Source organism: Bacillus sp. LR_5 (assembly GCF_042709275.1).
The window spans coordinates 34101-46950 of record NZ_JAVAXX010000004.1; the positions used below are offsets into that span (position 1 = coordinate 34101).

Sequence of the window (12850 nt, forward strand, 5' to 3'; positions counted from 1 at the left end):
AATGGTTAATTCTCCTGATCTGAAGGCATCGAGAATTTCTTTATGATTCATACGATTTACTCCCTTCTATGATGTTTTGCACACTCTTAAAATCCAATTTCCCTAGCGCCACCTCTTGCATCAATCCGATGATTTGCTCGTCTGTATACGTGCCCTTTATGTGATGTGCTGCTGCGCTATAATTTTGTTTTTCCGCTTTTAAGGCCAAATGGTCAGATAGAGTTTGGACTGTCTGACATTCAAGGATTTCCCGGCCGGCCATCTTCAGCTGCGTGGTTTTTTCGATATGCCGCATCAATTTTCGGCCAAGAATTGAATCCATCCCATAATCCAGGAAGTTTCTTTTGAAATTGATTCGATCCTCAGATATGCCCAATTCTCGTGCTAAAAATTGAACAATGATCTTTTGAATATGGGTTTTGCCATTCGGCTCGTCAATCTCTGTTTTCATATCTTGTGAATGCTGTTTAACGGCCTCTGATTGCTGAGTGCCTGACGAAATCCAATACCGTTCCCTTGCAAATGGATAACCAGGTAAAGAAACCATCCGAACGTGATCGCCATCATGAAGGAGTTCCCAAGGAATCTGATATCCTTTCACCCAGCATTCCGCGATGTTTTCCAAATTTCTTTCTTTTGCGAGAGCTTGCAGAACTGCTTCATCTTGTTCTTCTAAAATCCCTTCTGTATATCCTGAATAAAGGGATCTCTGTTGGCCTGATACCCCACCATTCTTCATTGCTTCCACATATTCCTTCAATTTTCGCACCAATTGCTTCTGATTGTTTGCAACGAGCGCGAGCCTTGCTTCCATGGCTTTTCTCCCAACCTGAAGCGTATATGCCACATCAGGTAAAGAAAGGTTATGATTCTGCTCCAGATACGCAATCATGCGGCAGGCAGCATCCTGAAGCCGATCGTCATTTTGGGCTGAAAGCACAATGATCTGCGGTGACCCTTGATGCCGCTGTGTGGACGGCTGATCATCCGGAATGTATTCTTCAATGACTGCATGTGCATTGGTGCCGCTGATTCCAGTCGTGCTGATCGTTCCCATCCTCGGCTTCTGATTTTTCCTGATCCACGAACGGTTTTCTTTGCAAAGCACAAATGGGCTTTCTTTAAACGGAATATACGGGTTTTCCGATTCACAGTGATGAGTGGCCGGAATGATCTGTTTTTTCATAGCCATCAGCATACTGATTAAAGCAACCGTTCCTGACGCTGCAAATGTATGTCCGATTAAAGGTTTAATTGAGCTGATCATACAGAATTGCTTCTGCTTCGTATATTTGCTGAACACGCTCGTTAACGCTTGGACCTCAAGCGGATCACCAAGATTCGAGCCGGTACTGTGCGCCATCACATATTGAATATCGAGCGGATTGATTTCATTTTTTTCATAAATGTTTTCGATCAATTCTGCCTGGCTAAAAGGATTTGGCGCAGTAATGCCGTTGGTTTTGCCATCGTAATTCACGCCGCTGGCCTTGATGCAGCCATAAATATGATCTTTATCTTCAATTGCCTTTGATAATGGTTTCAAGAGAACAGCAGCCACCGCTTCACCTGGCACAAGGCCATTGGCATCCTGGTCAAACACTTTGCATTGTCCGTTCGGAGACAGCATTTCGGCCCTTGTCAGCGCCTCAAAAGACATGTGAGAAATATTCAAGCTGACGCCGCCGGCTAAAGCCATTTCACAATCCCCCTGACGCAGAGCTGAACATGCCTGGTGAATCGCCACCAGTCCAGATGAACATGCTGCTGTCAAAGCCATATTAGGCCCTTTTAAATCCAATGCGTATGCGATTCTCGCAGACAATGTGGCGTTTTGTGTTCCGTTAATGTAATCCGTATCTCCGGTTAGATGCGCATATTCCCCTTCTTCCACACCTACATAAACACCGCAGGATTTTCCTTTTATCCGATCTCCCATATAGCCGGCGTCTTCAAACGTGTGCCATGCTTCCTCTAGAAAAATGCGCTGGCGCGGATCCATGCTTTCGGCTTCTTTAGGCGATATTTGAAAAAACAGCGGATCAAACCGGTCTATGTCCTTCAAAAATGCCCCCCACCTTGGCACTGCTTTTTCTGGATCTCTGTTAGCTCTCCCCCAGTCCCGGCGTTCGCCCGGAATGTCAGAGATACACGATTTACCGTTTTTCAGATTATCCCACAGCTCATGGACCGAATCAGCTTGAGGGAACCTGCCGCTCATGCCGATAATGGCAATAGGCTCATCGTGAACCTGCCGAATGCTTTTTTTACTGGCTTCTGGTTCTAAAGCTACAGGAATTGCTGCATAAGCTTCAGGGGGCTTTTGCGCCTCTGATGCATCATCCCGGTAAAATGCTTCAATCAGCTCTTTATGATCGGTTAAGAAAAAGCCGATCAATTCTTGTAAAGTCGAATAGCCGAAAAATAAAGCCGGTGTCACTTCGATGTTGAAATGCTTTGATAACACATTCGAAAATTTAGCCAAATAGATTGAATCAAATCCGAAGTCGGCCCAATTTTTGTTCAAATTCAGCTTGTCCTTTGAAATCTTAAGCAATGTGTGAATATGCTCTTTCAAGTCGTGTTCTAAACGCTTTTCAATGCTTAGTGTTTTTACCTCATCCTTGTTTTCTTGTGCTAGAGGGGATTGAGTGGCCGGTTCTGGAATAGCTGGTTCAGTCATTCCTAAAAATCTGCTGACACGGCTGGGCTGACCGGCTATCACGAGATGCTGAGCATCCTGCTGAGCTAGGATGTGCTCAAACATACGGATGCCTTCCTCGGCTTCTAGGAAGCGTTGGCCGCTTGATTTTAGGTATATATCCGTTGTTTCTTCATCACCGATCTTCATTCCGCCATCCTTCCATACAGGCCAGTTGATGACAAACGTTTTACCGTTATGCAGCTCATTTCTGTATTGTGCGTAAGCCATCTGAAACCTGTTGCCAATCGCATAATCACAACATCCAAAATCCCCTAAAACCGCAGAAGAAGAAGAAAAATAACACATAAAATCAAGGTCTTCATTTTTAAGCCATTCATCAAGCGCTATCGTGCCGTTGATTTTCGGTTCAATGATGCGCTGGAAGCTTTCGATCTTTTTGTCAAAAATAGCAGAGTCGCTCTCGATTCCGGCTGCATGAATAACACCGTTGATGGCACCGAATCGGTCTTTCCCTCTTTTTACGCAGTCTCCCATTGCGATAGGATCAGACACATCTGCTTCTGCATACATCGCTTCGCCGCCTAGATCCTTTAATTCTTTTATTTGCTTTTGCTTCTCATCATTAAAAGGCGACCGCCCTGTCAAAATCAGGTTTGCGGCATAGTTTTTGGCCAAATGCTTGGCAAATAAATAACCAAGCCCTCCTACACCGCCTGTAATCAGGTAAGTACCGCCAGACTTCAATTTGCTGTCGTCCGGTTGTATCGTTGTCTGTTCAATGTGATTTACATATCGTTTCGCATTCTGATACAAAACCGTTTGTTCAGTTGAAGCCTGTAATTCTGCCCATATATTACGTGTCCAATCATCCATCGATCCTTGTTCCGCCGGCTGAAAGATTCCAGTCACTTTTGTGTGCGGAAGGACAAGCCCGAGTGAACGTTCGAAGCCAATCCATGATTCCAGATAGCTTCTGTCAAGACCATCTTCAAAACATCCTGCCAGCAGCAGCCGTGAAGGATGAAGCTTTGCTGCGGACATACCTTGTAATAGGTAAACAATACAGGAATGGTCCTTTATACAGCGCTTGTCTTCCATAGGCCACATATAGAGGAATGCTTCTGGCTCTCCAAGTTCTTCTTTAATGCTTTGGAAGGCCTTTTCAAAAGTAACGGGTTCTTGCCGCACAACCTGGTAGCTATATTCAGACTGTTTGCTGTACACTTCGCCCTGTGATATAAAAATGACCTTGGTGTCTTGATCAACGTTTTTCAGGACTGAAGCAAATGCGTTTTGCTTTTCTCTTTCAGTCAGAAAACAGATGAGCGTTTTGATACGTTTCGATGTGAGAGTCGCCGGCTCTTCTTTCCACACTTCTTGAAAAGTCATAACCTTGAAAGGTTCTTCTGTTTGCTGATCATGATCCTGTTCTATAGACGCCGGAGCCTTTGCCGCGCCTGGTGCCCAGTAACGTTCTTTTGCAAATGGATATGCCGGAAGACTGATCCGGACAGGCGTTTGGGTGCCGTACAGCATGCCCCAGTCGAAAGACAAGCCTTTCACCCAAAGATCCAGCAGTTTCGTGTATTTCCCTTTGCTTATCCATGCTTCTATGATTTTTTCCGTATCCTCATCCGCTGATAAGACTGCTAACGCTTTTTTGTTATCATCGATGCGATCCAGATACAGGCTGTCTGCTTTGTTTTCGATAAAATCGTTCAGCTTTCTCTCAAGATCCTCTAGTGATTCCGCTATAAAGGCCAGCCGTTCCTCCATTGCTTCACGGCCTGTTTGCAAGGTATAGGCAATCCTGATCAGGTCTGTTTCGCGGTACCTTTTTTGTTTGATGGCTGTAAGCAGCTGTTCCGCTTTTTCTTGCAAGCGTTCCATGTTTTTGGCCGACAGCACAATCAGCGCTGGAGGATGGTCTTTCGGCGTTTGCGCCCCCGTCCTTGGAATATATTCTTCCAGGATGATATGGGCATTGGATCCTCCGGCGCCAAAACTGCTCAAGCCAGCGCGCCTAGGCACCTCTTGCCCGCCAATCACCGGGCGTTTCCATTCACCAAGTTGCTGCTGAACGACAAATGGCGTATGGCTGAACTCGATGTTCGGATTCAACCGCTGAGCATGCAATGATGGTGCAATTTGGCCATATTTAAACTGAAAAAGTATTTTTGTCAGCCCTGCAATTCCGGCTGCACTTTCACAATGACCGATATTTGATTTGCTGGAGCCGATCGCACAAAACTGTTTCTCCTGCGTATCTTTCTCAAATGCTTTTGTTAACCCCGCTATCTCAATCGGATCTCCTAATGCAGTGCCTGTTCCATGCGCCTCTAAATAACTGATGGTTCGGGCAGGAATGTCGGCGCGCTCCATTGCTTCTTTAATTACCTGTGCCTGTGCATGAGGATTTGGAACCGTGTATCCATTTGTTTTTCCTCCGCTATTAATGGCACTTGCCTTTATCACACCGTAAATATGGTCACCGTCTGCTATTGCTTGCTGCAGCGGCTTTAACACAATGGCGCCTACGCCTTCACCGTCGACAAATCCATCTGCATCATCGCCGAATGATTTACATGTATCACTAGCGGAGAGCATATTCATGACAGATAAATTCTGATAGTGAACCGGGTCGACAACTAAATTGACACCGCCGGCAATGGCACAATCACTCGATCCGCTATAAATGCTTTCCAGCGCTAAATGAATCGCTGTCAGGGAGGATGAGCAGGCTGTATCGACTGCAAGACTCGGACCTTGGAAATTCAGTAAATAGGATATTCTGTTGGCGATAGACCAATAGCCGTAGCCGGTCGAATAATTTTTGTTCATGACTCCGGCAAAGACGCCGATTTTTCTGCTTGAACAGAGCGAGTCAGGCGTGTATCCCGCGTCTTCAATACTTGCATAAGCGGTTTGCAGAAATAATCGCTCCTGAGGGTCCATTCTTTCTGCCTCAAGCGGAGAAATCTGAAAGAATAATGGGTCAAACTTGTCCATATCCTTGATAAATCCGCCCCATTTCGTATAAATTGATCCTTCTTTTCCTTTTTCTTTATCGTAATAAGCTTTCCAATCCCAGCGATCTTTCGGAATTTCCTCAATACAATTTCTTCCTTCTTTTAGGTTGTTCCAAAAGTCTTCTGCTGTTTCCGCCTGAGGATAGCGTCCAGAAATGCCGATAATGGCAACGTCACGGCTTGCAAGAGTGTTAGTCGGTGTTTCTTTCTCCCCGCTGAAGCCAAGCTTGCGATAGCGCCGTGTTCTTTTAGCGGCCTGATCAGGTTTCTGTGAGGATTGGGTTCTGCTTTCGGCCGGTGTCTGTTGTTGAACTTGACGGTCAAGACCTGTTAATTTCATCAGCGCTTCTGTTTTTGTTTTGATGAAATGATCCACTAATGCGTCAATGGTCTGGTACTCGAAAAATAAAGTGCTGCTTACATGGTCAAATTCTTTACGCAATGTATTTGTCAGCTGGACAACGACGATAGAATCAATCCCGTACTTTTCAAGCGGTTCAGATGACTCAATTTTGCTTGCAGGAATTTTCAACGTTTCCCCGATTAGTTTTTTCATATATTCTGTGCTTTTTTCTCTTAGGAGAGCATGTTTTGATTGTCCAGCTTCCTCTGAATCTATGGTATGAATGTAGGCTGGCTCCTGATTAGACGCTTGTAAAACAACCTTCTCCGGCAAGATCACATTTTTCATCATACGGCGAACCAGCCCGTTGCTTGAGGCTGCGACGATTTGGTGACTCAGATCATGTGCCGCCTCGGCCGGGAAAAAGACAGATTCAAAGCCTTCGCTTTCAAGTGCCGCTTTCCAGCTGTCAGGATGTAAGCCTGGACAGCCGGGAATCCGCACTGCAGGATCTTCATACAGCCACCAGCCTTCCAAAAGACCAAAGGTGATGTGAGGGAACAGGCTGTTTCCCGCCATTTCATTCAGCAGCAGCATTCCGTTGTTTTTCATTACCGCTTTTGTATGCCGCAGTGTTTGACGGATATTTTTTGTTGCGTGAAGGACATTAGCGGCAATGACGACATCATAGCCTCCCGCTTCAAATTCCTGCTGGTCAATCGGTTTTTCCACATCAAAAAGCTGATATGTCAGGTACGGATTTTCCGCCCCATATTCCTTTTCTGCATGCAGCAAAAATGCTTTAGACAGATCTGTATAGCAATATTCATTGATGTGCTTTTGATATGGTTTCAGTTTTTCAAAGATTCCGGCACTCGTGCCGCCTGTGCCTGCGCCTATTTCCATAATGCGAATCGATGCCTCAGGGTCGTGCTTCAGACGTTCATCCAGATAAGCTAATAATGTATCGGCAAGCACTTTATTAAAATAGTCTGCCACTTGGTTATGCTTATAAATGCCTTCCACCAGTTCCATCGAGGAATGCGGGAACATGATATCTGTTGCAGGGACTTTCCCTGTCAAAATATCCGGTAATGCTTTCAGCATGGCCTCTGCTAATACAACCATCGCCTTTGTCTCGCTGTCTTTAAGCCACTTTTCTTTTTTCGCATTCCATTCTTGCCAAAGCAGCTCGATATCCTCTGCTTGGTCCTTCCTCACCAATGAATCTCCAACTTTCTTAAGATAGCCATGCTGCAAGAGAAATTCGCTGCTTTGCCGAATCCATTTTCCATAAAATTCACGAGTCTTATATTGTTGAAGACGTTCAACCGATAATGTATAACCTTCAAACAGCCCGGCCGTTTGCAGCTGTCCTAACAACAGCCTGTAAAGAAGATCATCAAGCTCTTCATGTGTCACTCTTTGAAATCGTGCCGTAGTCGGCAGACGCTCCATCAGGCTCTCTGCATCTGCTGAAGGTTGCTCTGGATAAAGAGTGATGAATTCATTCTGATTCACGCCTTCGACTGCTACAGGCTTTGTCGTATGAATGAAAGCTGTTTGGCTGACTGGCCCAGAAAGCAGGGCTTCCAGCGCCTTCATAGCCTCCTCAGGCTCAATTAAACCTAAGCCGATTTGATTCATGAGCTGTACATAATGTTCATCCTCAGCCGCTTCACTATTCCCCCAATATCCCCAGTTCATGACTTTTACAGGGCATGCCCAGCTCTGAGAAAGCTGGTGAGCAAAAGCATCTGCAAATGTACAGCCAGAGGCATAATGGCTTTGCTTCACATTTTTGATATGGGCTACAAGCGAAGAGAAGAATAAAACAAAATCTACATTCTCCTGACGGAACACTTGGGCCATCCGCATACTGACATCGATCTTCGCCGCCAGTCCAGCGGTGAATTCTTCCGGCTTCATTTTTTCCAGGCTTTGCTCAAATAAAACCATCGCAGAGTGAACAATCCCGTGAATATGAGGATGACGTTTTTTCACTTGATCATAAGCCTGCTGCAATGAATGCTTATCGGCTGCATCGGCTGCAATGTAGAAAGGCTCAGGGCCAAGCGCCGAAAGTCGGTCTATTTTTGACTGGATGGCAGCATTAAGTTGACTTCGCCCAATCCAAACGATTTGCGCCTGGTAGCGGCGGATCATGTACTCACTCCATGCCTCTCCGATATACCCGGCTCCTCCGATGACCACATAGACTCCGCCTTTCCGATATAGCGTGTCGCCAGACAGTGAGTGCCGATATGGGATCAATTGCTGCTGATGCCATTGCTGATTACGATAGGCCCAAGCATGGCCAAGGCGGTCAGCTGGGAGCGCAAACATGTGATTTACCGGCCATGTGCAGCCTTTTTCAAGATCGAGAAGACGGATTTTCCAGTGTGGATATTCCTTTGCCATTGTGCCGGCAAGTCCATGAATGCTTGCATGAGCGGGTTGTACTGCCTCATGTTGCGTAACCGGCTGCGCTTGGATTGTCACAAGAGACCATTCAAGTTGTTTCTCGCCATAGCCTAATTGCAGGCAAGCTTTCACGAACTTAAATAAGTTAAGAACAGCTTCTCCTTGTCTATCACTATTCTCCAGGTCTGACGGGGCAATCCACAAGACATGGTCAATGCTTCCGTACGCTTGCAGTTTGTCCGCTATTGCCTCAATGTCATCTGCAGGGCGGATATCGACAAAGGAAATTTGCGGATAATGATGCTTTATGAAAGTCCGATCAGCTTCAGCAGCTCCGCATAAAACAGCTCTTTTACCAGCAAACGAAGCATTATCCTCCGCTTCTAGAGAGACTGGTTCCCAGACGGGGATCATCATCGTATGCCCGGTCAGCTGAGAATCAGTTACTAGTTGAGACCTTGAATGCCGCTCTCCATCAAGTGCCCGCATCGAAGCACCCTTCATTCGCACACAAACATGTCCGTTCTCATCACATAAATCAATATCATACTTTCTGACTTTGTCCTCCGCTTTACTGTCTGAACTGTATCGAATATAAGACCATATCTTCTCTGGACATGGGCTGAAAATATCAACCTCCTGTAACGCAAATGGAAGAGACAGCGTCTGAGCTTGTCCAGCGGCATTGACTGAGCTAACGATAAAACCGACTGTGGCATGGAACGCGGAATCCATCAAACTCGGGTGGAGCGCAAAATGCTGCTTGTCGTTTTTTAGAAAAGCGGGTAACGAGATTTTTGCAAGCAATTGATCTTTGCCGACATAGACTTTTTCAATCCCTTGATAGCCCTCTCCATAGTCAAGCCCAATCTTTCGAAACGCTGCATAGCATTGTTCTGACGTCACTGTGTCCAGGCTGCATTCTGTCTGTATTGATGAAAGGTTTAAAATGGAAGTGTCCGCTTCATCTGAAATGACAGCGCGGCCTTGGCAGTGTATCGTCAGGGCTTCTTCTTTATGTTCAGAGCTGCTATAAATGTCAAAGGAAATGTCCCCGTTATCCTCAGGAAAAAGGCCAATATGTATTTCTTTTGGTTCACTTTCTATCGTGATAGGACGCACCCACACAATGTCTTTAAGCGACACCACTCTTTGTTCGCCGTCCAGATCGCCTGCAGCTTTTTCCGCTGCTTCCCTTGCCATTTCTAAATAGGCAACGCCCGGCAAAATCTTCTGTCCCTGTACAACATGATCTGACAGGAAAAATTCCGTGCCTGTAAATACAGAGCTAAAGCGCTGCTCAGTAAAGTCTGATGTATTGCGGTGCACCAGCGGATGTAAGATATGATTCACAGTGCTGGTTTTCATTTCAGGAACCGGGATCCAGTAGCGCTCCCTTGCAAACGGATAGGTCGGAACACTGATCTTAAGCGGCTTGCGATCGCCGTATAGGTCGTCCCAGGTGACCCGCTTTCCTTGAACCCATGCTTTCGCCATTTCCATCATTTCACTGTCTGTTATCAAATTGTTATTCAGCGCATTTACCGATGCTAGCCCAGCCGCCTCCTGATTCTCCTTGGCTCGTCCGGTCCAGCAGCCCTCGATCTCTTCTTCTCCATTGGCAAACGCCCGAAGTTTAGCCGTTAAATCTTTTATGTCTTTTACAATGAAGGCCGCACGCTCCTCCATTTCAACCCGTCCTGCCTGCATGGTATAAGCTAACGCTAAAAGATTGACGTCCTCGCTAAGAAAATCAAGAAGTTTAAGAGCGTAAGCCTGCAGACGATCTTTGTTTCTCGCAGACAAAGGTATCACTATTTCTTCATTTTTCGTTAAAATCGTCTCTGAATGGCTCTCTGCTGGAATATATTCTTCCAAAATAAGATGCGCATTTGATCCTGAAGCGCCAAACGAACTTAAACCGGCACGGCGGGGATATGTGACGTCCACCCCGTTTTCTGTAAAAGATGGCTGCTCCCATTCCTTTGTTTCATGCTGGACAAAAAATGGGGTTTGATCAAGCTTCAAATAAGGATTCAGCTCTTCTGAATGTAATGACGGCACCAAGGTTTTATGATGCAGCTGCAGGACAGTCTTCGTTAAGCCGCTAATGCCGGCTGCAGCTTCAGCATGGCCAATATTTGATTTCACAGAACCGATTGAACAGAATTGCTTGTCCTGCGTATTGCGGCTGAAAGCTTTTACTAACCCCTGTACTTCAATCGGATCTCCCAATGAGGTGCCAGTGCCATGGGCTTCAACATAGCTGATGGTGCGCGGATCAATTCCTGTTTTTTCTAGACATGCTTCGATTACATCAGCTTGAGCTACAGGGCTCGGTACTGTAATTCCGCTTACTTTTCCTACATGATTTATCGCACTGCCTTTGATGACAGCATAGATTCGGTCACCGTCCTGTTCAGCTTTTCGCAGCGGTTTTAGCAATACTGTGCCGACACCTTCTCCAGATACGTAGCCATCCCCGCCTTTGCCGAAAGTATGGCAATAGCCGTCACTTGAGTGCATCCCTACACTGCCATAGCTGATATATTTAGCCGGATGCAGTGACAAATTGACGCCTCCGGCAAGCGCGGCCTCGCATTCTCCATTCCGGATGCTCTCTATTGCCAGATGAACCGCAGTTAATGAGGAAGAGCAGACCGTGTCCACCGCCATGCTTGGGCCGTGGAAATTACAATAGTAAGAGACCCTGTTGGCGATTTGCGCATAATTCAGCGATAAAGGAAATGGATTGTGTTCTGATAGAGCTTCAGCCCCTATAAGGGAATAGTCCTTATGCATTACGCCGGCAAACACACCGACATGCTGTCTTTTATTTTCTCCCTGCGGTGCAGCAATTGTCTCTGGTGTATAACCCGCATCTTCAATAGCTTCCCAGCATGTCTCTAAAAATAACCGTTCCTGAGGGTCCATCATTTCCGCTTCACGCGGAGAGATTCTGAAAAATTGAGGATCAAAGCAATCAGCCTCCTCGATAAACCCGCCCCATTTCGAGAGTGGCTTGCCTGCAGGTGAATCCAGTCCATTGTTTTCTTTCCATTCCCAGCGTGAGTTTGGAATCTCTGTGATGCAGTCGGTACCCGCTTTAAGATGTTCCCAAAATTCCTGTATGTTTTTTGCCTTAGGATAGCGTCCCGCCATTCCGATAATGGCAATGTCCTCACCGATCTCTGGTGAAGAGGTAACACCATCAGGAGAATCCTTCATTGGTGAAGGAGATTGGCGGACAGCATCGTCCGCCTCTCCAATTGAATATTGATCAGCAAGATGAGCAGCTAGTTCTGCAATTGTTGTAAATTCAAACAGCAGTGTCGGAGCAAGATCCGCTCCAACCTTATCTCCAATTTCCTGAACCACGGTAAGCAATGACGGAGAATCCAAGCCTAGCTCATAGTACCCAGCGTGGATATCCATTTGTTCTGCCGGCCTTTCAAGCTGCTTAGCAAGCAGCTGACGCAAATACATTTCAAATGCGGGATAGTCCCGACTGATGTTCTGAGAGACAGCAGCTCTTTTTTCTTGAATTTCTTTTGGAGAATGAAAGGCTGACATATTCCGTACAGACTTGCCTGCAAATTGTTTCAGCTCGGCCACTTTTTGTCCTGATGAATTAAAATATTCAATCGTCATATAAGTGAGTTCTTTCTTTTGGCGCACAGATGAGGAGAGGATCCGTGCTGTACATCCTTTTTGCAATCGTTCTGAAGCAGAAAACGATTCATAATACAATGGCAGGTACATCGTTTGATCTGAGATCAGGCAGCTTGAACCTATGCCGCTGCCGTCAATAAGCGTCGGATGAAACAGAAAAGCATCAGAATGACGCAACGCTTCCTGTCCGACTGCTAAATCAATTAAAGCCCCCTCTTTGGCTTCATAAATCTGTCCTTCCGCCTTCATCATGCCGGTATGCACTAACTCTTGAGATCGGCATTGTTCATAGATTTCATCTAAATTCAGAATCCTGTCAGCTGTATTTTTCCACTGATTAAGGTCTATTGATTCGGCAAAAGCGGTTTGCTCTTTACGATGCATGTCAGCAGTCACATATTGTCTCTTGTCAGATAGTGATTCTCCATGCTGTTTTTGTCCGTCGATGATGATGGACCATGTCCCTTCCTTTCTTTCAGACACGTGAATGGTCAGGGCAATGTCATATGACTCATCTGCGATCAAAGGGTAAAAAATGGTCAGGTTTTTTAATTCAAGCTCTTGGTATGCATAACCATGTTCCTGGAATACTTGGTAGATTAAATCTATATAAGCAAGGCCGGGTAATAACGCTTGTCCATATACCTTGTGGTTGGACATGATTGGATTATTTAATGAAATGTGCAGTTGTTCAGTTATCATTTTCCCACTCCTCTC

Annotated in this window: 1 protein-coding gene; it reads right to left on the reverse strand. The window is 45.8% G+C overall.

The window, feature by feature from the left end:
* Positions 1–40 precede the first annotated feature (40 nt).
* Entirely contained in the window at positions 41–12835 is a 12795-nt protein-coding gene (gene pksM / locus RAC86_RS02005; RefSeq protein ID WP_377885355.1) for a polyketide synthase PksM, read from the reverse strand.
* Positions 12836–12850 lie beyond the last annotated feature (15 nt).

Bases quoted from the DNA above. Each gene is read 5' to 3' on its own strand.
- pksM (WP_377885355.1), bottom strand. From the start codon at position 12,835: ATGATAACTGAACAACTGCACATTTCATTAAATAATCCAATCATGTCC.